The organism is Bradyrhizobium sp. 187, from assembly GCF_023101005.1.
Classification (GTDB): domain Bacteria; phylum Pseudomonadota; class Alphaproteobacteria; order Rhizobiales; family Xanthobacteraceae; genus Bradyrhizobium; species Bradyrhizobium canariense_D.
This window is the reverse complement of the sequence record NZ_CP064693.1, coordinates 1302989-1324827: the sequence shown is the minus strand read 5'-3', so window position 1 is coordinate 1324827 and position 21839 is coordinate 1302989. Positions and strand designations below refer to the sequence as shown.

General features: G+C 61.1%; 19 protein-coding genes. 7 read left to right on the top strand and 12 right to left on the bottom strand.

The window, feature by feature from the left end:
• Positions 1-830: 830 nt before the first annotated feature.
• Genes cyoD through IVB19_RS06440 form a run of 5 tightly spaced genes read right to left on the bottom strand, consistent with a single transcriptional unit; the run spans position 831 to position 5760 of the window.
• Positions 831-1226 (bottom strand): cytochrome o ubiquinol oxidase subunit IV, encoded by a 396-nt coding sequence (gene cyoD, locus IVB19_RS06460; RefSeq protein WP_524536740.1) that lies wholly within the window; start codon positions 1224-1226, stop codon positions 831-833.
• Positions 1223-1855 carry a cytochrome o ubiquinol oxidase subunit III gene (cyoC, locus tag IVB19_RS06455; protein WP_247821147.1) on the bottom strand — a complete coding sequence of 211 codons (633 nt, stop codon included), beginning with the start codon at positions 1853-1855 and terminating at the stop codon, positions 1223-1225. Before cyoC ends, cyoD begins: the two co-directional genes overlap by 4 nt.
• Entirely contained in the window at positions 1852-3840 is a 1989-nt protein-coding gene (gene cyoB / locus IVB19_RS06450) for a cytochrome o ubiquinol oxidase subunit I (protein WP_247821663.1), read from the bottom strand. Before cyoB ends, cyoC begins: the two co-directional genes overlap by 4 nt.
• Positions 3837-4676 carry a ubiquinol oxidase subunit II gene (gene cyoA / locus IVB19_RS06445; RefSeq protein ID WP_247821146.1) on the bottom strand — a complete coding sequence of 280 codons (840 nt, stop codon included), beginning with the start codon at positions 4674-4676 and terminating at the stop codon, positions 3837-3839. The genes cyoB and cyoA overlap by 4 nt, the downstream gene beginning before the upstream one ends.
• A 40-nt stretch (positions 4677-4716) precedes the next feature.
• The gene (locus IVB19_RS06440; protein ID WP_247821145.1) at positions 4717-5760 is read right to left on the bottom strand and encodes a heme o synthase; all 1044 of its coding nucleotides are present in this window, start codon (positions 5758-5760) and stop codon (positions 4717-4719) included.
• An 849-nt stretch (positions 5761-6609) separates the two neighbouring features.
• Between IVB19_RS06440 and IVB19_RS06435 the strand changes: the two genes are divergently transcribed.
• The 4 genes from IVB19_RS06435 to IVB19_RS06420 all read left to right on the top strand — a co-directional run bounded on the left by IVB19_RS06435 (position 6610) and on the right by IVB19_RS06420 (position 9570).
• On the top strand, positions 6610-7089 hold the full coding sequence (locus IVB19_RS06435; protein ID WP_247821144.1) for a threonine/serine exporter family protein: 480 nt from the start codon (positions 6610-6612) through the stop codon (positions 7087-7089).
• Positions 7090-7175: 86 nt separating this feature from the next.
• A complete protein-coding gene (locus IVB19_RS06430) occupies positions 7176-7556 on the top strand; it encodes a threonine/serine exporter family protein (protein WP_247821143.1) in 381 nt (126 codons plus the stop codon).
• 178 nt (positions 7557-7734) lie between these two features.
• Complete coding sequence (locus IVB19_RS06425) at positions 7735-9072, top strand: NAD(P)/FAD-dependent oxidoreductase (RefSeq protein WP_247821142.1); 1338 nt, start codon at positions 7735-7737, stop codon at positions 9070-9072.
• Between the two features lie 48 nt (positions 9073-9120).
• Entirely contained in the window at positions 9121-9570 is a 450-nt protein-coding gene (locus tag IVB19_RS06420; protein WP_247821141.1) for a hypothetical protein, read from the top strand.
• 46 nt (positions 9571-9616) lie between these two features.
• On the opposite strand, the gene IVB19_RS06415 is transcribed toward IVB19_RS06420, so the two are convergent.
• The 7 genes from IVB19_RS06415 to IVB19_RS06385 all read right to left on the bottom strand — a co-directional run bounded on the left by IVB19_RS06415 (position 9617) and on the right by IVB19_RS06385 (position 16431).
• Positions 9617-10180: an NADPH-dependent FMN reductase gene (locus tag IVB19_RS06415; protein ID WP_247821662.1), complete on the bottom strand. Its 564-nt coding sequence runs from the start codon at positions 10178-10180 to the stop codon at positions 9617-9619.
• A gap of 2 nt (positions 10181-10182) precedes the next feature.
• A complete protein-coding gene (locus tag IVB19_RS06410) occupies positions 10183-10968 on the bottom strand; it encodes an enoyl-CoA hydratase (RefSeq protein WP_247821140.1) in 786 nt (261 codons plus the stop codon).
• Between the two features lie 81 nt (positions 10969-11049).
• Positions 11050-12276: a CaiB/BaiF CoA transferase family protein gene (locus IVB19_RS06405; protein WP_247821139.1), complete on the bottom strand. Its 1227-nt coding sequence runs from the start codon at positions 12274-12276 to the stop codon at positions 11050-11052.
• A gap of 39 nt (positions 12277-12315) precedes the next feature.
• Entirely contained in the window at positions 12316-13167 is an 852-nt protein-coding gene (locus tag IVB19_RS06400; protein ID WP_247821138.1) for an enoyl-CoA hydratase-related protein, read from the bottom strand.
• Positions 13168-13222: 55 nt separating this feature from the next.
• A complete protein-coding gene (locus IVB19_RS06395; protein WP_247821137.1) occupies positions 13223-14443 on the bottom strand; it encodes an acyl-CoA dehydrogenase family protein in 1221 nt (406 codons plus the stop codon).
• 88 nt (positions 14444-14531) lie between these two features.
• A complete protein-coding gene (locus IVB19_RS06390; RefSeq protein WP_247821136.1) occupies positions 14532-15506 on the bottom strand; it encodes a 3-hydroxyacyl-CoA dehydrogenase NAD-binding domain-containing protein in 975 nt (324 codons plus the stop codon).
• Position 15507: 1 nt separating this feature from the next.
• Positions 15508-16431 carry a 3-hydroxyacyl-CoA dehydrogenase gene (locus tag IVB19_RS06385; RefSeq protein WP_247821135.1) on the bottom strand — a complete coding sequence of 308 codons (924 nt, stop codon included), beginning with the start codon at positions 16429-16431 and terminating at the stop codon, positions 15508-15510.
• 450 nt (positions 16432-16881) lie between these two features.
• Between IVB19_RS06385 and IVB19_RS06380 the strand changes: the two genes are divergently transcribed.
• From IVB19_RS06380 to IVB19_RS06370, 3 genes are read left to right on the top strand one after another with little or no spacing between them, the layout of a single operon-like run.
• On the top strand, positions 16882-17943 hold the full coding sequence (locus IVB19_RS06380) for an HlyD family secretion protein (RefSeq protein WP_247821134.1): 1062 nt from the start codon (positions 16882-16884) through the stop codon (positions 17941-17943).
• Positions 17940-20270 (top strand): ABC transporter permease, encoded by a 2331-nt coding sequence (locus tag IVB19_RS06375; protein WP_247821133.1) that lies wholly within the window; start codon positions 17940-17942, stop codon positions 20268-20270. Before IVB19_RS06380 ends, IVB19_RS06375 begins: the two co-directional genes overlap by 4 nt.
• Complete coding sequence (locus tag IVB19_RS06370) at positions 20257-21231, top strand: HlyD family secretion protein (protein WP_247821132.1); 975 nt, start codon at positions 20257-20259, stop codon at positions 21229-21231. The genes IVB19_RS06375 and IVB19_RS06370 overlap by 14 nt, the downstream gene beginning before the upstream one ends.
• The last annotated feature ends 608 nt before the right edge of the window (positions 21232-21839 follow it).

The following is a 21839-nucleotide window of genomic DNA, read 5'->3' as shown; positions in this document are numbered from 1 at the left end:
ATCGATATTTCGTTGATGAGGTCGAGTCGGCTTAGGCTAGCCATCGCGAGATTGTTGATGAAAACGGATAGCCAAGACGGTCGATACGGCGGGGCCGAGATCGTTAACGCGCGCGTGTGTGTCCCTGTGCTTGCTGCTCGCAACGGCCTGGCCCGCCCCTTCGCTCTCGCAGGGGACAGCGGAGCAGCGTTTGGCATGCACGCCCGGCGTGTTCAGACTTTGCAGTGCGTTCATCCCCAATGCGGACGACACGGCTTGTCTCAGAGAGCGCAGCTTCGCACCCAGCGATGTTTACAGGCAGGTGATCTAGGTGGACGCCACGCAAATGCCCGGCGCTAGAGATGGCAATAGCACTCGCAAACGCACCACGGGACCGACGGATCATTAGATGTCAAGTCCCATGATGAAATTTGTGGTGGTGAACAATATGGCGCCGCGTAGTCCCACTGTCTGCGCGACGTGTTCGCGACCGTTGGAAAGCGGCTATTAGCACGATCTTTTCAGCTCAAAGCGTTATTGCGGGATCAAGTGCTACCCTAGACAAATGATGAGCGGCACCGTCGGATCAATCGCTCCAATGAACCCGTTCGAGCTCGCGATCGCTTGGCCGATACTGACCGTCGCCGCCGCCTCAGCGCTGTTCGACATCGCGTGGGGCAACAATCGCGTCTCACGCTTGAGACGCATTCGAACCGACTCTGCCAATGAAACGGCGGGTTCGCGCCGCCGAGCGCACATTCCCTACTGTTCGACGAGGCCGGCAAAACGATCGAAACGTGTTGCGCAGTGACGGCATGCTCGGTTGGCAGCAGGTATCCCTGCGACGCTCTTCAATGTTGCATTTTCATACTCATCGGCGCACCCGAGGGCATCGTCATGTTCGTGTTCATATCTGCCACGATCCACATCGTGCCGGCGATCACGACGAATACGATGAGAGCGCCAAAGGCGAGCGCGAGCACGTTGTTGGTACTTTCCGGTCCACTGCTGATGTGCAGGAAGAACACCAGGTGAATGCCCATTTGGGCGATGGCGAGGACAGCGAGCCCGAGGAGTACGCCGCCTGGCCAGAGCAGATTTGTGTTTGCAGTCCAGAACGACGTGGCCGTGAGAAGAACCGCCACAACTAGGCCGACCGTGTAGACGAGAAACTCGGATGGAGCCGATGCGTGCATCTCGCGGCTCGGCCTGTCTCCGGGTGCGCGTTCGTGTCGAGCTTCGGTCATGAACTCACTCCCATCAAATAAACCACCGTGAATACCCCGACCCAAACGATGTCGAGCGCGTGCCAGAACAAGGAGAAGCAGAGCAGGCGATGCTGCACCCTCGCAGCAAATCCGAATACCGCCACCTGCACCATCATCACGGTCAGCCAGATTAGTCCGAGCGCAACGTGCAGCCCGTGGCATCCGACAAGCGTGAAGAATGCGGACAGAAACGCGCTCCGCTGCGGCGCCGCACCGATGGAGATCATGCTTGAGAATTCGCGGATCTCGAGACCAAGAAACGTAGCTCCGAGCGCGAAGGTGATGAGCGCCCCTAAATAGGTCTTGAGGTAGCGGCGCGAATTGATCGCCAAGGACATCAGTCCGCAAGTGTAGCTCGAAACGAGAAGGCAAACAGTTTCAATCGCGACCGTAGTCTGATTGAACAACTGGGCGCCCGTCGGCCCACCGGCTGTGGAGCGCACGAGGACCGCGTAGCTCGCGAACAGCGCGGCAAACATGATGATGTCACTCAGCAGGAAGATCCAGAAGCCATAGGCGACCACGCTCCTCTTTGGAGCAGGTCCCGCTTTGCTCGCACTTGGCAGTGCGTCTTGCGGAATCTGATCAATTGCGACGGCGATATTCATGTTGCAACTCCTGCCTGATGGGATCGTACGAACCGGGCGATCTCCTCGGCTGGCACCTCAATTTCGTTGTGGCGGCGGAATGAGAAGGCAAGCAACGTCAGGAATGCGCCGAACACTCCGACGCTGGCCAGCCACCAAATGTGCCAGATCAGCGCGAAGCCGATGACGACAGCGAAGAAGGCAGTAACAAAGCCGGTGGCGCTGTTCTTCGGCATTTCAACGGGCTCGTACTTGCGCGTCGGCGTTGGCTCGTCCTTTGTCGCTTGCGCGCGGTTCTTGCTGCTCCAGAACGCGTCGAGTCCGGCGACCTTGGGTTGGAACGCAAAGTTCCATGCCGGCGGCGGCGACGCTGTCGCCCATTCGAGCGTACGACCGTTCCACGGATCACCGGTCAAGTCGCTTAGCTCCTCGCGATTGCGGATCGACACAACGAGTTGCACGACTTGGCAAACGACGCCGACCAGGATGATAGCGGTGCCGAAGGCCGCCGCTATCAACCACGGCTGCCAGGACAAATTGTCGTAATGTTGCATGCGCCGGGTCATGCCCATCAGGCCCAGCACGTAGAGCGGCATGAAGGCGACATAGAAGCCGACCAGCCAACACCAGAACGAGGCTTTGCCCCAACGTTCGTCGAGCTTGAACCCGAATGCCTTGGGGAACCAGTAATTGTACCCCGCCATCACGCCGAACACGACGCCGCCGATGGCGACGTTGTGGAAGTGCGCGACCAGGAACACGCTGTTGTGCAACTGGAAGTCGGCCGGAGGCACCGCCATGAGCACGCCGGTCATGCCGCCGATGACGAAAGTCACCATGAAGCCAATCGACCACAGCACTGGCACCGAAAGCCGGACCCGGCCGCCGTACATCGTGAACAGCCAATTGAAGACCTTCGCGCCCGTCGGCAAAGCGATGATCATGCTCATGACGCCGAAGAAGCCGTTGACGTTTGCGCTGGCACCCATTGTGAAAAAGTGATGCAGCCAGACCAGGAAGGAGAGGATACAGATGGTCATCGTCGCGGCTACCATCGAGCGATAGCCGAACAACGGCTTGCCGGAGAACGTCGCCATCACTTCCGAGAATACGCCGAACGCCGGCAGGATCAGGATGTAGACTTCGGGGTGGCCCCATACCCAGAACAGGTTGGAGTACAGCATCTGATTGCCCTGGCCTTCGAGCGTGAAGAAGTGAAAGCCGAGATAGCGATCGAGCGCCAGCATCGCGAGCGTCGCGGTCAGGACCGGAAAAGCCGCAACAATGAGCAGGTTCGCGGCAAGCGCGGTCCAGCAGAAGACCGGCATGCGCATGTAGCTCATCCCTGGCGCGCGCAGTTTGAGGATTGTCGTGACGAAGTTAATGCCCGCCAACAAGGTGCCGAGACCGGAGATTTGCAGCGACCAAAGATAGTAGTCGACGCCGACGCCGGGCGAATATTGCATTTCGCTCAGGGGGGGATAGCCCCACCAGGTGGCTTTTGAGAACTCGCCCACCGCCAGCGAAATGTTGACCAACAACGCGCCCGAAGCAGTCAGCCAGAAGCTGACGGAGTTGAGCGTAGGGAACGCGACGTCGCGAACACCCAGTTGCAACGGGACCGCGAAGTTCATGAGCCCCACCACGAACGGCATTGCCATGAACAAAATCATAATCGTGCCGTGGGCAGAGAAAATCTGATTGAAATGCTCCGGCGGCAGATAACCTTGTGCACCGCCGGCTGCCAGCGCCTGCTGCGCGCGGATCATGATTGCATCGCTAAATCCGCGCAGCATCATGACGAGCGCCAATATGCAATACATGGCGCCTATCCGCTTGTGGTCGACCGAGGTTAGCCATTCGCGCCACAGATAGAGCCAGGCTCCCTTCGCCGTGACGAACCCTAGAACGACCACCACGACCAGGACCATGAAGCCCGTTGCGCCCATGATGATCGGCTCATGGAGGGGAATCGCGTTCCAGTCGAGCTTGCCAAGGAGATTCATCGCTCTGCCCTCTGCGAGGTTGAACACATTGATAGAGAAGATTCTTGGGTGCCCATGCCAACGCTTACGATGCTGTTGAACATATCGGGGACGACGCTACGATAGGTGAACGGCGCGACGGCCTTGCTCGGCTTGACCAGATCGGCGTAAGCGGGTTGATCGAGTACCGAACCGGTCAGGCCGGTCTGCCGAACCCATTGCGCAAATCCGTCGTCGGTCACTGCATCAACCGTGAAGTGCATATCGGGAAAGCCGTCACCGCTGAACATGGCGGATATCCCCGCATAGGTTCCGAGATGGTCCGCTTGCAGGTGGAGGCGCGTCGCCATTCCGGACATGGTGTAGATCTGGCTCCCGAGCTGAGGCACGAAGAAGCTGTTCATGACGCTCGATGAGGTCAGTTCGAAGCTGATCGGCGTGCCAACCGGAACGACCAGCTTGTTGACGCTGGCGATCCCCTGTTCTGGATAGATGAACAGCCACTTCCAGTCGAGTGAGACGACCTGAACCTTGACGGGCTTGACCGCTGAGTTGATCGGCTTGCCCGGATCAAGGTCGTGTGCGCCGATCCATGCGACGCCGCCGACCAGGAGCACTGTCATCCCGGGGATTGACCAGACGAGCAACTCAAGACGTCCGGAATATGTGAAATCTGGCCGATAGCGCGCACGCTCATTCGATGCGCGAAACCAAAAAGCGAAGCCAAGTGTCGCAAGGATCACCGGGATCACGATCGCCAGCATGATGCCTAGCGCGTTGAACAGAATCTGCCGTTCGGCCTGCGCGATCGGCCCTTTCGGATCGAGCACGCCCTCGGTGCAGCCACCGAGTGTCATGGCCCCGATCAGGAGGACAGCCAGTAAGCCGTATCGCATGTTAGACCTCGCTGAGGTTGATGGAGCGCCATGCGGTGCGGACGGCCTTCGGCAGGATTTCGGCATGCACCGTAATACCAAGGCCGCCACGCGAGGTACGCATGAGCGAGGATGAATTGCCGTCATGGTCGACCAGGAGCGCCGCGAACAGCACGAACAGGTAGAATATGGAAAACACGAACAGCCTGTGAGCAGGGCGGCGATCAGGCCCAATGCTTCTGTCCAGCTGGAAGGCGAGCATAAGGAAGAGCGCCCCGCAGATCGCAACGGTCACGCCATAGATCATACCTGCAAATCCCATTGCCCAAGGCAGCGCTGAAGCGAGAGCCAGGAGGCCACTGTAGATCAAGATCTGGCGCGTTGTTGCGGCACGTCCCGCGACAACCGGCAGCATCGGCACGCCCGCACGCGAATAGTCCTCAGTACGATTTAGCGCCAACGCCCAGAAATGCGGCGGCGTCCACAGAAAGATAATGAGGAACAGCGCAAGCGGCTCGAACCCGACTTCTCCGGTGGCCGCGGCCCATCCGATCACGGGCGGCAGCGCGCCGGCGGCGCCGCCGATGACGATGTTCTGCCGCGTGGACCGCTTCAGCCACGCCGTGTACACGACGACATAGAAGAGGATTGCTCCGGCCAACAATGCGGCTGCCATGAGGTTCGTCACCAAAGCGAGAGCCACCACAGCAAAGCCGCCAAGAACGGTTCCAAGGACAAGCGCGTCGAACCGGGAGACCTTGCCGAGGGGAATTGGCCGCATGGCAGTGCGGCTCATGATCGCATCGATATCGGAGTCGTACCACATGTTGAGCATGCCGGCGGCTCCGGCTCCCGCTGCAATGGCAATAACCGCCACAAGAGCCGTCAGCGGATCAAGTCGAACCGGAGCCGAGCTCAATCCGACGAGCGCGGTGAAGACGGCAAGCATCATCACGCGCGGCTTTGTGAGGGCGACGAAGTCGGACACATGCGGATGGGCAGCCCGCGGATGGGCAGAGCGAACTCGTCCTACCCCAAGCTGGCCAACAATGGATTTGACGTTCATCTCTCCGCTCCAGGTTCATTCGGAATGAGAGCTGTCGTGTTCGATTCGAACAGCCGCAGTATGTGCATGCAGTATGTCTTCCCACCCATGGCCGCGATTGAACATGGCTGCTCGATTGGTGCCAATCCTGCTCAAAACGTCGGCCGCCGAATTCAGTCAAACGGCCCAATCGCGAACGCACGATTCAGGACAATCTGAGCACATTTCAACAAGCGCTCTGCGCCCACTTCTCCTAGAGCGGATCATCGTCGGGATATCTGCAACGCGCGGGTCCCTGGTTTCAACGTCGGCGAGATTCGTTGCGTTTGTTCGGAAACGATCGCCCAGCCAACGGAGAACTATCAATGAGAACGCCTTTGCTCGGGATGATTGCAGCCGTCTGCCTAATGACCCCTGCCGCACACGCGCGTTCGACTCATGACGGCTCCTGGGATCTCGTCTTCGTGACGCAAGGCGGCGCGTGCGACCCAAGCTACAACTTCACGGTCAATATCTCCGACGGAGTCGTCACTCATCCCAATCTCGTGAAATTCAAGGGATACGTCGCGAGATCCGGTTCGGTTCGCGCGTCCGTGACGGTCCACGATAAATTCGCGTCAGGCACGGGCAGACTTTCCGGGAGTTCGGGTGGCGGAAGATGGAGCGGCCGCGCGGGAAGTTCGCGATGCTCTGGCTACTGGACTGCGCAACGCAATTGAGCGAGCAAAGGCGGGAGAGCTCGTGCTCCGAGCCGCCGTCTTGCGAGACGGCGTTGAACACGATCGCGCTGGCGGCCTCGCTCCTGTTTGCTCACGGTCAGACCACGGAACGGACGGTTGTCTCTGCCGAGCGCCTTGGTGCGCGCTCGGCGTGACAGTGAAGGTGCTGCCGCACTGGGATGAGCTGATCGTAGAACTCGACGGTGCGCCCGTCTCACAAATCGTGCCCGCCAAGCCGCTCGGCGTGGACATGGGCAGGGTACTCGCCGTTACGGCGGTGATCGATCAGATCTGCGACGGCACATTGCCGGCCGGGGCCGCGCAATCCGCGCTTGAGTCGGCCGGCCGTCTACCGCCAGCTTGCACGCTACGCTTCACTTTGTTCGCAGCCGCTGGCGCGGCTTCGCTTGGCGTCATGTTCGGCAGGCTCGACACCGCAAGCCTCCTATTGATCGCGGTGAGCGCTGCCATCGGTGCGCTCGTCCGGCGTTGGCTGTCCGACTTCAGCCATAACCCACTGGCACAGCCACTTTGCGCCGCATTTGTCGCGGGAATCATGGCGGCTGCAGCGGGCTATTTCCAGCTATCGACGCGCTGGGAATTGCGCGCCTGGCATATGCCGGCGTCATAGTGTTCCTGATCTGCGTCGGCGGCCTGTTCGGGTTCACGGCCGCCGGCGGCAAACTCGCGATAGCTGGATCATCTCCGCCGGTGTCCTTGATCATCGACGTGGTTGCGGCAGGCTGCGCCGCCGCCTCCTTCGGCACCTTCTTCTCAATGCCGGGGCGTCTGCTGCCTTTCCCAATCGCGGTCGGTATGCTTGCGCATGCCGCACGGTGGGCGGTGATCTCCGCCGGCGGAGGTGCTCCGGCCGGGGCGCTCGTCGCCTGCACTCTCACCAGCATCCTCACGGCGCCCATCGTCGATCGCCTGCATCTGCCCTTCGCGGCTGTCGCCTTCTCGGCCGTTGTCTCGTTGATGCCGGGTTTCTTCCTGTTCAACACGGCGGCGGGCCTTGTCGAATTGGTCTCAATTGCCCCAGGCGCACCGGCAGCTCTGCTGACCAGTATCGCCGCAAGCGGGTCCACGGCATTTTAAGCATCTTGGCCATGGCCTTCGGGCTGATCCTTCCCCGCATGCTGTACGAGCGCCTCAGGCCTGCCCCGAATGATGAGGCACGCGCGTTCAATACACCGCAGCGCCGTCCAAGATCGATCCGAAGCTTCCCTGTATCCGATCCTATCGGGCCGGCTGGCCCTAGAGAGTCGGTACACCCATGACGACAATTCTGACCAAATCGTTCCTACAAGACAAACAGCCACTGACAAAGCCGGCGGCAGGCAAAACGCGCGTTTTGATCGTCGGCGCTGGCTTTGCGGGTATCGCGGCGGCGCGAGCCCTAAAGCGGACCGATGTCGAAATCACGCTAATCGACCGGCGCAATCACCACATCTTTCAGCCGCTGCTGTACCAGGTCGCGACCGCTGTTTTGGCCCCATCCGAGATAGCGGCGCCGATCCGGCAGCTTGAGGCGAAACAGAAGAACCTCAGCGTGTTGCTGGCGGAGATCAGGGGCATCAATCTGGCGGCGCGCATCGTCGAGGTTGCTTGTCCGGGGATTGGCAGTCGAAGGCTTGAGTACGACTTCCTCGTGATCGCGACCGGAATGCGTCCGAGTTATTTCGGTCACGACGAATTCGCGCGGTTCGCACCAGGCCTCAAGAGTCTCAACGATGCCGAAACGATCCGAGCAAAGATCCTGAGCGCGTTCGAATTGGCAGAATCGACCGACGACGAGAAGGAACGCGCGCGCCAAACGACCTTCGTCTTGGTGGGCGCCGGTCCGACCGGCGTCGAGCTTGCCGCTTCGATCGCTCAGCTGGTCTCGGTGACCCTGCGCAACAATTTCCGCAAGATCGACCCTGCCAAGAGCCGAATTATTTTGCTGGATGGCGGCACTCGTATTCTGCCGACCTTCGCGGAATCGCTGGCGCGAAAGGCAGCCAACCGACTTACGAAACTCGGCGTCGAGGTGTCGACGGGGGTAAAGGTCGAGAAGGTCGACGACCAAGGCGTGGTCGCGGCCGGCAACCGGATTCCTGCTGCTACCGTGCTTTGGACGGCAGGCGTCAGCGCATCCCCGGTTGTTAAAATGCTCGGGACCCACACAGACCGCGCCGGGCGCGCATTCGTTGGTGCATTCATGGACATTCCGGAGGCGGCCAACGTCTTTGTTGCAGGAGACGCAGCCACGATGACCCAGGATGGTCACCCGGTGCCCGGAGTGGCGCAGGCAGCCATTCAACAGGGACGATTTGTTGGGCATGTCATCGCCAACCGGGTCAGGGGACGCAACGACGGTCGACCGTTTCGGTACCGCAACAAAGGCAACATGGCGGTGGTCGGCAAAAACTTTGCCATCCTCGAGGCCGGCTATTTGCGCAGCAGCGGCTTTGTGACCTGGTGGGTGTGGGCCGCGCTGCACGTGCTCGCGCTGCCGCAGCTTCAGAACCGATTTCGCGTTCAGACGCAATGGTTCTGGTCATATCTGTCGGGACAGCGAAGCTCACGACTGATTTCCGAGGGGCCGCGGTCGTCCTCGTCTCAGCAGTGATTAGACCCGGTAGTCACGTTTTTCGGCAATTAGTTGAGGACTGCACCTGTGGATGCCTCCATCATCTCCGCCCTCGCCGCCCTCACCGGGGCAGCCGTCGGCGGTTTGACGAGCGGGATTGCAAATTGGCGGAGCCAACGAAGCCAGGTCCGCGCCCAATGGATTCTCCACGAGGAGACCCGCCGCCAGACTCTCTACAGGGATTTCATCGAGGACGCCGCCAAGTGCTACATCGATGCGCTCCAGCACGACAAGGCCGACATTCCAAACCTGGTCAGTCTTTACGCTAAGTTGAGCGCGATGCGGGCGGTGGCGTCAAAGCAGGTAGTCCATCAAGCCGAAGACGTCGCCCGAAAGATTCTCGACAGCTATCTGGAGCCGGACAAGAACTTCGTCGAACTGCGCGAAATGGCCATTGATGGCACGATCGATCTATTGCTTGGCTTCAGTCATGCGTGCCGCGACGAATTCGAGAAGATGCGGCCAGTACATTTCTGACCGCCCCCCATCATTTCAGCTCGCGCTGTCGCCAGCCCCGAATGCGCTATTCCCGGGATCGGACCGCCTCGATCCAACTCGCGAAGGCCTGCATGAACCCCTGGAGGAATTTGCCGGTTCCCTCGCTGGCGATGTTGCCGTGTTCATCGAAGAGCTTGTCGAGGCGACCAACGTAAGCCTCGGGCTGCTGCATAGCCGGCACGTTCAAGAACACCAGCGATTGCCTCAGATGATGATTAGCGCCAAAGGCGCCTATCGCACCCGGCGAGCCGCTGACGATCGCTCCAGGCTTGCGGTCCCATGCGCTGCTTCCATATGGCCTGGAGCCAACGTCCAGTGCATTTTTGAGAGCGGCCGGCACCGAGCGGTTATATTCGGGCGTGACGAACAGCACTGCGTCGGCGCCCTTGATGCGCTGCCGGAATGCCGTCCATGACGCCGGCGGATCGATGTCGAGATCCTCGTTGTAGAGCGGCAGTTTCCCGATCTCGACGATCTCGAGCTTGAGCGACGATGGCGCGAGCGAGATCAACGCATTCGCCAACGTCCGGTTAAACGACGCCTTCCGCAGGCTTCCAACCAGCACACACACGTTCATCGGCTTATCCATGGTCATGCGTTCGCCTGAGATTTGACGGTCCTGGTGAAGTCAGGCTTCCGCTTCTCCATGAAAGCCGAGAACGCCTCTTCTGCGTCTTCAGAGCGGACTTGCGCACTGAACTCTTCATTCTCAGCCTTCATCGCAGCCTTGATCTGTTCCCGGAATGGCAGCTTCATGAGCCTCTTGCTCGCTTGCAGTGCTCCTGCTGGCTTTGCTGCCAAATTCCGGGCCATTTCGGTCGCTCTCGCCAGGACGTCCTTGTCGGGTATGACCTGTGTAACCAGGCCCAATTCCGCAGCGCGTCTGGCATCGAAGGGGGTCCCCAACAAAATCAGCTCCGCTGCACGGACATGACCGATCCGCGCTGGCACCGAGCAGCTCGATCCGAATTCCGGCACGACTGCAAGATTGATGAAGGGCAGCTGCAATTTCGCGCTCTCGCCCGCATATATGAAGTCGCAGTGCGTCAGCATGGTGGTGCCGCCACCGATCGCGGTGCCGTGGAGCGCGACGACGATCGGTTTGTCGAAGTTGACAAGCGCCTCCATCAGTCCGGCTTGCGGAGAGTCTCCAGGTCCGGGAGGATTCCTGATGAAATCTTCGATATCGTTGCCCGCGCAGAACGATTCTCCAGCACCGTGCCAGAGGACGACACGCGTGTTCTCGTCATTTGCCGCCTCGTTGAAGATGCCTGCCAGAGCCACGTACATGGCCGATGTCATCGCGTTCCGCTTGGTCGGGCGGTTCAACTGAACCCGCAGGATGCTTCCTGCGTGTTCGGTAACAATATCTTCCATTATCGCACTCCTGCTGCGTCTGGTGAATTTGGCTGCACGTTAGAAGCCGGAGCGGCTCCGCGGCGCCGACTGGTCGTCGTGCTAGGCCGCACGTTCCTTTTCTTTCGGGATGGCACCGCTTTCATGCAAAACATCGATTTCGGTCGCGGTGAATCCGAGCTGCCGGAGAACCTCCTCGTTGTGCTCTCCAATCTTTGGGGCGCGCTTCGCGGGCACTTTCGTGACGCCATGCACCTGAAGCGGGCTGCTGATGGTCGACGTCAGCTTGCCACCGGCACCGTCGAGCGGAACGATGATGTCGTTGGCCCGGAGTTGGGGATCGTTGATTACCTCCTGGGGCCCACGCACCGCACCAAACGTTACATGAACGCCGTTGAACACTTCGTACCAATGTGACATCGGCTCGGCGCAGAAGGTCTGGTCGAGAATCGCCGTGAGCTCCGTCATGTTTGCCATCAGCTTCGCCGGGTCGGAGAATCGTGGATCAGTCAGAAGATCGGGGCGGCCAATCGCCTTGGCCACGGCTTCCACCTTGTCTGGCGTGATGAGGAGGACGAACCAGGTATCATCCTTGGCGCGATACACGTTCATGGCTGCATTCGCGGGGTGCATACGATCATGCGGCCCGAAGAATTTCGCATCGCACAGAGCGGCCTGGATCGAGACGCTGGCGGACCACACGCCCTCGGCGAGAAGCGAGGTTGTGACATGCGCCCCCTCCCCTGTACGTTCACGACGATACAGCGCGGTGACGATTGCCGAATAGAGCCCGACGGCGGTAGCATTGTCTCCGCTGCCAGCAACCGGCCAGGTCGGCGGCGCACCGGCGTCGCGCGTCATCGACAGCAATCCACTCCGAGCCCAGTACGACGTAATGTCGAATCCGGGAAGGTTCGCATCCGGCCCCTTGTCGCCGAAACCGGTAATATCGGCGTAAATCAGCCGCGGATTCCACGCCGCCACATCTTCATATTCGATCTTCAATTTCTTGCGTGCCGGGTGCGGCGTGTTGACGATGAGAACGTCGGCCCATTTGACGAGCTTTTCGAGAACCTGATGGGCACCTGGAGATTTCAGATCAAGCGCCATGCCGCGCTTGTTGCGGTTGGCCAAATGCCAGGGATAGGCATCGTCAGCGACCGGCTGCGGCGGGAGGCGATTCGCGTGTCGCCACAGCTCGCCGCTCGGCGGCTCGACCTTGATCACGTCCGCACCGAAATCGGACAGGATCACGGCGGCACTGGGGCCTGCGATGAAGCTCGCGAGGTCCACCACTTTCAGTCCGGAGAAAATGTTGTCGTTTGCCATGGGTGTGCTTTCCAAATCCTCGTAGGGAGCGGCCTCGTCTCAGCGTCCGCGAAACTGCGGCGCGCGCTTCTCGAGGAAGGCGGCGGTGCCTTCCTTCTTGTCTTCAGTGGCGGCGCAAATGCCGAAATAAGAGGCCTCCAATGCAAGGCCTTCGCCTTGGCTGGCATCCAGCCCCTTGTTAGCCGCCTCCAGAGAGAACTTCACAGCAATCGGAGCGTTAGCGGCGATCTGCTTCAGAATCGTCTCCGCACGGTCAATCAGGCTAGAGGCTGAAACGACTTCGTTGACGAGACCAATGCGAAACGCTTCCTGTGCTGAAATCGTTTCGCCGGTTAGGATAAGCTGCAACGCTCGGCCCTTTCCGACCAGCCGCGGCAGCCGCTGCGTGCCGCCGCCGCCAGGCAGCAGTCCCAACTTCACTTCCGGCTGCCCGAACTTGGCGTGCTCCGATGCTATCCTGATGGTGCAGGCCATCGCGGTCTCGCAGCCGCCGCCCAGCGCAAAACCATTGATAGCCGCGATCACCGGTTTGCCGAGATTTTCGACGAGGTCCAGCACACCCTGCCCGAACCGGCTGGACTCCTCCGCTTCATAGGCATCTACATGTGCAAGTTCACTGATGTCGGCGCCGGCGATGAACGCCTTGTCGCCCGCCCCGGTGAGGATCACGCCGTGCACGGAGGCATCTGCTTTTGCGTCCTCGAATGCGGCGTGCAGATCGGTCCAGGTGGGCGTGTTGAGCGCGTTGAGCACCTTGGGCCGGTTGACCGTGACGTAGGCGATCGAGCCCTTTTTCTCGTATTGGACATTCGCCAGCGCTAGCGCCGCTCTGGGCAGGGAGTTGGGTAATGTTGCAGGCGAAGCGCTTAAAGGTGCAGCTTGCGAAACCATAGTCATGTCTCCTGGGTGAGGCAGCCGGCGCTGGTGCGCCGGCGCCGCTGAGATGTCAGAGGAAAGCGCCGTGACCGGTGATGGCCTTGCCCACGATCAGATTTTGCATCTGATAAGTGCCTTCGTAAGAGTAGAGAGCTTCGGCATCGGCAAAGAATCGCGCGACGTTGTAGTCGGCGACGATACCGTTGCCGCCCAGTACCTCGCGGCCCCAGGAGACCGTCTCGCGTGATTTCGCAGTGCAGAACGCCTTCGCCAGCGCCGCGTGATGGTCGCCAAGCTTGCCTTCGTCATCGAGCTGCGCCAGACGAAGCATCATGCACTGGCACGCGGTCAGATTGGCCAGCATCTTGGCGAGCAGATCCTGGATCATCTGAAACGAAGCGACAGGCTTGCCGAATTGCAGGCGCTCCTGGGCGTATTTGAGGGTTGCTTCGTATGCGCCCATCTGGATGCCGGTCGACGCCCAGCCCACCATGTATCGCGTCATCCGCAGCACGCGTGCGGTATCGCGGAAGGAATTTCCGCCCTGCAGGCGGTTCGCTTCAGGCACCCGCACGTCCTTCAGCGTGATCTGGCCGTTCTGGACCACCTTGAGCGCGATCTTGTGCTCGATCTTCTCGACGCTGAAGCCGGGCGTCGACTTGTTCTCGACAATGAAGCCCTTGACCTGATTGTCGGCAAGATCGCGCGCCCAGATGATAGAGAGGTCGCACCACGGAGCGTTGCCGATCCACCGCTTCTGTCCGTTGAGAATCCAGGTATCGCCTTCACGCTTCGCCGTCGTGGTCAGACCGCCGCTCGTTCCAGAACCGACCAGCGGCTCGGTGAGGCCGAAGCAGCCGACCTTCTCCAGCCGCGCCATCGGCGGCAGCCATTTCTGCTTCTGCTCCTCGGAGCCATCGAGGTAGATCGACCCCATCGCTAGGCCGCTGTGCACGCCGAAGAACGTGCAGAACGATGCATCGGTGCGCGCCAGCTCCATCGCCACGAAGCCAAACAGCTTTTGGCTGCCGCCGGCGCAGCCATACCCCTCGAAGCCGAGCCCACCAAGGCCGAGCTCCTTGAATGATGGCAGCAATTCGAACGGAAACGCGTCATCGGACCAATACTTGTTGATGATCGGCTGCACCTTGGCCTCCATATAGGTCCGCACCTTTTTGACCACCGCTTTCTCGTCGGGGGTGAGAAGATCGACCAGCTGATAGAAATCGCCGTCGGGGACGGGCGCCGGCTTCGGTGAAGCGACCTTGCTTGCCGCGGTTGCAGTGGGCATTGTTGGACTCCTAGTGCTGCGGCTCGAAAGCCGGAAGGGATTGAAGAACGTGTTTTTGGATGATCGATCGCGCCGGCCGCGCCTAATCTCAGGCCGGCTCCGTCGACTTCGTTTGGCTTGAACTGGCAACCTTGTTGCGCAGCTCGATCAGCCCGAGCAGCACTTCATCGCGCTCCGCCTCCAGCTCCACGATGCTGCGCGATCCGGCCTCGGCATGGACGCTATCGATAAGCTTCTTCTGCACTTCCGGCGTTAATACCGGCGAGCCGAGGGTCTTCCACCAGGCCGTCATCGGGCCGGTAAACTGCTGGAAGAAATGCTCGATGCCGCCCGGACCGCCGCCGAGATGGTTGAGCATCATGCTGCCCATCACGCCCCAGCGCAGACCCGGGCCCCAGCTCAGGGCGGTGTCGACATCGGCGGCGCTCACCACGCCCTCGGAGACAAGGTAGTAGACCTCCCGGCTCAGCGCCGCCTGGAGACGGTTGGCGACATGGCCCGGCATTTCCTTGTTGACGCGCACTGTCCGCTGCCCGATCGATGTATAGAATTCGTCGGCGCGCTCGATGGTATTCCTCGACGTCTTCGCTCCGCCGACAATCTCGACCAGCGGGATCAGATGCGGTGGATTGAACGGGTGGCCGATCACGCAACGTTCAGGATGCATTTCGCACGCGGACTGGATTTCGCTCATGGTCAAGCCCGACGAGCTTGAGGCGATGATGACGCTGGGATGCAGCAGCTCGTCCAGTTGGCGATAAAGCGTCTTTTTGAACTCGATCTTCTCGGGCCCGTTTTCCTGGACCAGATCTACGTCCTTGACGGCATCCGTCAGAGCCGCGGTGAATGACAGCCTGTTCTGGGAGGCACCGGATGCGAGCCCAAGCCGTTGCAACGCAGGCCAGGCCGCCGCAACAAAGCGCTTCAGGGCAGTTTCCGCGCCTGGCGCAACGTCTGTCGCCACCACGTCCAGGCCATTAGCAAGGAAGAGCGAGGCCCAGCTTGCGCCAATGACGCCCGTGCCAATGATGGCGATACGCCGAATGGGTTTGTTCTGCGACATGTCACTTCTCCTGCGGGATTTCAGCGTAGGCGATGCCGGTGAGATTGCCTTGGGCGAAGAGGAAATTTCGTTCACCGGATCCATCGAGCCGTGCGGAGTAAATCGAACCGGCGAAATCGGTCACGAACATGCGATTGTTTGGAACGTCGAGCGCGATACCGATCCCTTCCATGAGATGGGTGACCACGATCTCCGGCTCGGGGGGCTTATTGTCGATCGAAGCCCGATTCACCGTGTTGCCGCGCGGAGGATCGCCGCGGTCGGTCCAGTAGAGTACACGGTTCTCGTGATCGAACTCGATATCGATCGGCTCCGGCAGACCGTCGTAGAAGATCTCGATGTCGGACCTGGCCGCTGCAGTTTGGCCGGCGGGAATCTCGAGGTTGGCTCGGAAGATGCGACCGAGCCCGGCGTTGTCTGGACCTTTTTGCGTCCAGTAGATTTTTCCAAATTTCGGGTCGATCGTTAGTCCAACGCACCATCGCGTCGCATCTTGGCTATCGGCATCGCCGTGCCCCGACTCAATGAGCGTCTCCAGCTTCGAGCCATCGAAATTGCAGCGCATGACGCGCATGCCCTCTCGGTCACACCAATAGAGCTTACCGCCCCTCTTATCGAGGATGATTTGCTTCGGAGTGTGGGTCTGCCCTCGTGCGACGATTGTCTTGCGATTTTTGCCATCGGTATCGGCGCGCTCGATAGATCCGTCATTCAGGTTTGGGATGCCCATGTTGGTCCAGTAGATATGGCCAGCCTCGGCGTCGACGACGATACCGTCGGGCAAATGACAATCCGACACGATGGTCTTGCGGTCGGAACCGTCGAGACTCATTGAGTGTATGTGGCCGGCATTCAGTTCAAGGACAAACAGACGAGCGACAACAGCGGCAGCACTTCGATTGCTCTTCTTGACGGCTTCAGACATGTGGCACCCGTATGGCGATCTGACGTGAACTTGATCAGCGCTTGACCGCGACTGTGCCGCGAATACTTGCCACGATATTGAATAGGACGATCGTCGCTGGAATGGTTGTGCTTCTCCATCGCTGAGCTGCACCGGTCGTTTCGCTCTGCTGTGCGATGCATTTCGTAGGCGCATGACATTTCCGGAGGAGCCGACGACCGGTACATAGGAGAGCTTAGCGCGGACGGCGGACCGCAAGAGCCTCACTGATTGGCACCTGCGGAGTCTCCCGGACTGCTCATTTGCGGGTGCGCAATTGACACCGCACGAATATTCAAATCGAAGCGCGTCGAGACAATCGGCGAAATGCAGGTGCTGGCTAAGTCAAAGTACCGCCAAAACCGATAGGGCGCATGCAGGTCCGGCGAGACACCTAAAACCCAATATGTCGTGAACCAAGTTGAGGCAGGCATGGACATCCCGACCTCTGGTGAGGAAGTTCACAATACGTCCGACGCACCGATTGACGGACAGAACAAGAAGACGCCCAGGGCGGCACATGCTCCCTCCATTATCGTCGGCATCGTTGCATCCATTGTCGTGGGGTTGTCTGTCTTCTACCTCTTGCGACCGGAACCGCTTCTCGTACAGGGCGAAGTCGACGCGACGCGCCTCGATATAGCAGCGCGTGTTGACGGGCGGGTAAAGGAAATCTCGGTCGAACGTGGTCAGAACGTTGCCGCGAGCGCGGTGCTAGTCCAGATCGACAACCCTGAAACGCTAGCCAAGCACGAGCAGATGAAGGCGGCCAAGGCCGTTGCGGATGCGCAGCTTGCCAACGTGCTAGTCGGAACGCGGGTGGAAGTGATTGCGGCACGCAAGGCGGAAATGGAGCGGGCGCAGGCAGCGCTGGTTCTGGCGCAGAAGACGTTCGACCGCACCCACACCCTGACCGAACAGGGGAACGCGCCGCAGGCTCGCCTCGACCAGGCGACCGATGCGCTGCATGAAAGCGAGCGTGGTGTCGATCAGGCCAAATCGGCCTACGACCAGGCGGTCAACGGCTACACCAAGGAGGAGCGGGCCATCGCCGGGACCAACGTCGAAAAGGCCAGCGCCGACATCCAGAGCGTCCAATCGACCCTCGATCAGCTCGTGGTCTATGCGCCCGTCGCCTCCCAGGTCTACCAGCGCAACGTGGAGCCTGGCGAATACGTGTCGCCGGGCGTCCCGCTCGTGACCTTGATCGATCTGGCCGACCTCTGGGTGCATTTCGATCTCCGCGAGGATCTGGTCAAAGGCCTCAAGATTGGCGATCGCTTTGATGTCCGCATTCCGGCGCTCGGCGACCGCTCCATCACGGTCGCGGTCAAGCTCATCGCGACCAAAGGGGAATATGCGAGCTGGCGAGCCACGCGCGCCACCGGCGATTTCGATCTGAGGACATTTTCCATCCGCGCCTATCCGGTGCAGCCGGTGCCCGAGCTGCGACCCGGAATGAGCGCCTATCTGGACTGGCGGTCGCGGCCATGAGGTCCCCGCCCAAGCCCGGGTTTCTGCTGGTCGCGCGGCGGGAGTGCCGCTGGCTGCTTCATGATCGCGTGGCGCTGCTCCTGATCTTCGGCGTTCCCCTGTTTGCATTCGTGGTGCTGACCACGGTCTTCAGCCATCCGGTCATCCGTGGGCTCGGCGTCACGGTGGTCGATGAAGACAAATCGGATGCCTCGCGTGCGCTGGTGGAATACGTCGCGGCGTCGCCGAGTCTCGAAATCGTCGACCGCTCCGGTACCCTGTCCACGGCGGTGCAGGACATACGCTCGGGCAAGGCAATCTCGGCAATTCACATCCCGCCCGATTTCGAGCGCGACCTGGAAGCCCAACGCCGCCCACAGGTGGTCGGGTTCTATAACCAGCAGTTCCTGACAGCGGCCGGCATCGCCTCCTCGGGTCTGAGCGATGCGGTGTCCGCCGCGGCGGCTGTGGCCGCTCCCGCCAGGCGCGCCGCCCCCGCCGCGGTTCCGGTCGGGACGCTCTCCGCCGAGACCATCGCGCTGGTCAATCCGCAGAAGAATTATGCGCAGTTCCTGCTGCGGGCGCTGCTGCCGACGATTATCCATGTCGTGATCACGCTCGCGGCCGGCTATTCAGTCGGCTCCGAATTCCGCCGCCGCGATGCGCGGGCGTGGCTCGCGAGCGCCGGAGGCGATCCGGTCACAGCGCTCGCCGGCAAGCTCGCGCCGCTCTTTTGCGTCTTCCTCCTGATCATGCTGGCCGAGCCGCTTGTGCTCGAGGGTGTGCTGCAAGTCCCGTTCAAGGGAGACCTGCCGCTGGTCGTCGCCGCCGGCTCGCTCCTGATCATTGCCTATCTGTCGCTCGGCGCCCTGCTTCAGCTCCTGGTTCGCGACCTCGCAACCGGGCTCGGACTTGCAGGCCTGTTTGCCTCCCCCGCGTTCGGCTATGCCGGCGTCGGCTTCCCGACGTTCGGCATGAATGCGTTTGCGCATGCCTGGAGCGCGATCCTGCCGCTGCGCTGGTACATGGCCGTCCTGCTAGGGCAGGCCGCGCGCGGTTTGCCGGTTGCTGACTCCGCCGTCCCCTTCGCTGCGCTCGCAGGGCTGGCGGTGCTGTTTGCCGGTCTGGCATCGCTGCGCATGGCGAGCCTCGCGCGAAAAGGTTGCTTCGAAACGGCGCAACCTGCCGAGCCCCGCGCGGCCGAGCGCACGCCGCGCGGGATCGGCGGCGCCTTCATGGCGGAGTGGCGGCGCGTGCTTGGAATGAGGAGCGCCTTCAGCGTGCTGTTCCTGGCGCCGCTGGTTTACGGCATTTATTATCCGCAACCCTATCTCAATCAAATCCTGCGCAAGCTTCCGATCGCGGTGGTTGACAATGATCTCAGCGATCTCAGCCGCCGGATGGTCCAGACGCTGGATGCGAGCGGCGCATTGAGCGTTGCGGTTCGCGCCCGAACGCTTACCGAGGCGCACACCGCGATCAATCGCGGGGAGGCCTTTGCCGCCGTCGACATCCCGGCCGGCACCGAGCGCGATGTTCTGAAGGGCATCACGGCTCACATTCCGGTCTATGCGGACGCCACCTACCTCTTCATATTCAGGTCGACCGCAAGCGGCGTGGCCGCCGCCCTCGGCGCCCTGACGTCCGAGCTCGTGTCGCGCGGCGGACGGTCGGATGGCAGTCTCGTCAAGGCGAAACTGGCAAGCTCGAGCCCGGCCGACGTTTTGCTGCAACCGATCTTCAACCCGGTCGGCGGCTATGCGAGCTACGTCGTTCCGGCCGCGTTCGTGCTGATCCTCCAGCAAACCCTCCTGATCGGCGCGGCGATGCTGACCGGCTCGGCGCTGGCGGGCGCGGGCTGCGCCTTCTCCGGCGTGCTCGGCCGCGGCGTTGCGCATCTGACCATCTACCTGCCGGCGGTCGCGCTCTATCTGATCGTGCTGCCGCGGATCTACGGCTTCTCGACACTCGGCCATCCGCCGCAAATCCTCGCGCTCGCGACCATCTTCCTGCTGGCCACGAGCTTTATGGGACAGGCCGTCGGCGCCTGGTTCACGCGGCCGGAGAACGCGACCATCCTGCTGCTGGCGACCAGCCTGCCGCAGTTTTTCATGGCCGGCTTTGCATGGCCGCGCGAAGCGATTCCTGACGTGGCCCTAGCGTTCGGCCGGATTTTTCCCGCCGACTCCGCGATCGACGGTCTCGTCCGCATCAACCAGCTTGGCGCCGGCATCTGGGAAGTCGCCCATGACTGGCTCGGCCTCTGGTTGCTGGCGCTGGTCTATTTCGCGCTCGCCGTGATCTCGGCATTTGTTGTCAAGAGAGGGCAGCGACATGCACAAGGCTAGGCTTGCCGCCATCGTTGCGATCCCGCTCGCGCTCGCCGCGGGCGTCCTGCTCACTTTCGCGCGTCGTTCCGAGTCGGAGCCTGCAATTGTCGGTGTGGTGCGCGCGACCGAAGTACGGGTGGAGCCGGAGGTGGGCGGCCAACTCCAGTCGATTGCCGTCAAGAAGGGCGCCACTGTGCGCGCGGGCGAAATCCTGGCCCGGCTCTCCGCGGTGGAGTTGACAGCACACGTGGACCAGGCGCGTGCCGCGCTGGCGTCAGTGACCGCTAACCGGAATAACGTCTATGTCGGCGTCCGTCGCGAGCAGGTCGATTCGCTCAAAGCCGCCATCGCCAAGGCCGGCGCCCGCCTCGACTTCGTACAGGCCCAGCTCACCCGTACCAGCACGCTGGCGCGCCAGAGCTTTGAATCGCAGCAGTCGCTCGATCAGGCCGAAAACGAGGCCGCAACCGCACGTGCCGACGTCGCGGAGGCCCAAGCCAACTACGATGCGGCCGTGGCGGGTCCGACCCGGGAGGAACGCGCGATCGCCGACACGCAGGTGCAGGCTGCCGCCGCCGCGGTCACGGTGCTCGAGCGCCGTCTCGACAAGATGGTGCTGCGCGCGCCGGCCGACGGCGTGGTCAGCGTCATCGCCGCGGAGGTGGGCGAAAATGTTCGCGCGGGGCAGCCGATCCTGATGGTCGAGGTGGCGGGCAAGCAATGGCTCTCGTTCAATGTGCGCGAGGATCAGCTCAATCGCCTCTCGATCGGAAAAACGGCGAGCGTGATGCGGAACGAAACCGATGGCTCGACTAAAGCCGTGATTACCGAACTGCGGCCACTCGGAACGTTTGCCACCTGGCAGGCGGAGCGGGTGATCGGCGATCATGACCGCAACACGCTGCGCCTGCGCCTCGACCCACAGGGATGGCCGGCGGGCCTCCAGCCGGGAATGACGGTGTGGATCGGAAGCCAGTGAGAACTGAGCTTACCGTCGACGACAGCGGGGGTTAACGACAAGCTAGTGGTCTACGGGGGAAGCTGGAAGGGCCGGTCCCAGAAGACGATCGCCATTCTGGATTGGGAAGAGATTGTTCATAGATCGAAAGAGTTTGATCCTAAGCGCTAGCGTTACGTATTCATCCGCGCTCGCATACTCCCCTGTATCCCGCAGGCACCCCTCGGCTAGCTAGATTTGTGCGACCGCCCGATGGGCATCGATATTCGAACGCGCGGCGTGCCTGTTTCGCATCTGGGCAAGTGACTTTCGGTACCACCTCAGGGCCGGTACTGAGGCCCGCGCGTTGCGCTTGGACGCACCACCCGATACAGCATGTTGCTCACCGTTGTTACACAGTCGGGCGAGCGCAAGTCACTGTAGGGGCTTAACTTATTGAAGGATAAGGAACCTTCAAGAGGGTGGTGCCCAGGGGCGGGCTGGACATCGATCAATCAAAGCTAAGTAAAATCAATTACCTACCACGACAACGGTTATGCTGCTTGTACCACTCAAATGTGCATATGTCGACCTTGCTTGCCCCACAGCGGCGTCGATCACCGGCCTGTCTTGGGGCCGAGATTCCCTCG

Bases quoted from the DNA above. Each gene is read 5' to 3' on its own strand.
- IVB19_RS06405 (WP_247821139.1), bottom strand. From the start codon at position 12,276: ATGGCAAACGACAACATTTTCTCCGGACTGAAAGTGGTGGACCTCGCG.
- IVB19_RS06385 (WP_247821135.1), bottom strand. From the start codon at position 16,431: ATGTCTGAAGCCGTCAAGAAGAGCAATCGAAGTGCTGCCGCTGTTGTC.
- IVB19_RS06370 (WP_247821132.1), top strand. From the start codon at position 20,257: ATGCACAAGGCTAGGCTTGCCGCCATCGTTGCGATCCCGCTCGCGCTC.
- IVB19_RS06395 (WP_247821137.1), bottom strand. From the start codon at position 14,443: ATGCCCACTGCAACCGCGGCAAGCAAGGTCGCTTCACCGAAGCCGGCG.
- cyoC (WP_247821147.1), bottom strand. From the start codon at position 1,855: ATGAATATCGCCGTCGCAATTGATCAGATTCCGCAAGACGCACTGCCA.
- cyoA (WP_247821146.1), bottom strand. From the start codon at position 4,676: ATGACACTCGGTGGCTGCACCGAGGGCGTGCTCGATCCGAAAGGGCCG.
- cyoB (WP_247821663.1), bottom strand. From the start codon at position 3,840: ATGAATCTCCTTGGCAAGCTCGACTGGAACGCGATTCCCCTCCATGAG.
- cyoD (WP_524536740.1), bottom strand. From the start codon at position 1,226: ATGACCGAAGCTCGACACGAACGCGCACCCGGAGACAGGCCGAGCCGC.
- IVB19_RS06415 (WP_247821662.1), bottom strand. From the start codon at position 10,180: ATGGATAAGCCGATGAACGTGTGTGTGCTGGTTGGAAGCCTGCGGAAG.
- IVB19_RS06425 (WP_247821142.1), top strand. From the start codon at position 7,735: ATGACGACAATTCTGACCAAATCGTTCCTACAAGACAAACAGCCACTG.
- IVB19_RS06440 (WP_247821145.1), bottom strand. From the start codon at position 5,760: ATGAACGTCAAATCCATTGTTGGCCAGCTTGGGGTAGGACGAGTTCGC.
- IVB19_RS06400 (WP_247821138.1), bottom strand. From the start codon at position 13,167: ATGGTTTCGCAAGCTGCACCTTTAAGCGCTTCGCCTGCAACATTACCC.
- IVB19_RS06390 (WP_247821136.1), bottom strand. From the start codon at position 15,506: ATGTCGCAGAACAAACCCATTCGGCGTATCGCCATCATTGGCACGGGC.
- IVB19_RS06410 (WP_247821140.1), bottom strand. From the start codon at position 10,968: ATGGAAGATATTGTTACCGAACACGCAGGAAGCATCCTGCGGGTTCAG.
- IVB19_RS06375 (WP_247821133.1), top strand. From the start codon at position 17,940: ATGAGGTCCCCGCCCAAGCCCGGGTTTCTGCTGGTCGCGCGGCGGGAG.
- IVB19_RS06380 (WP_247821134.1), top strand. From the start codon at position 16,882: ATGGACATCCCGACCTCTGGTGAGGAAGTTCACAATACGTCCGACGCA.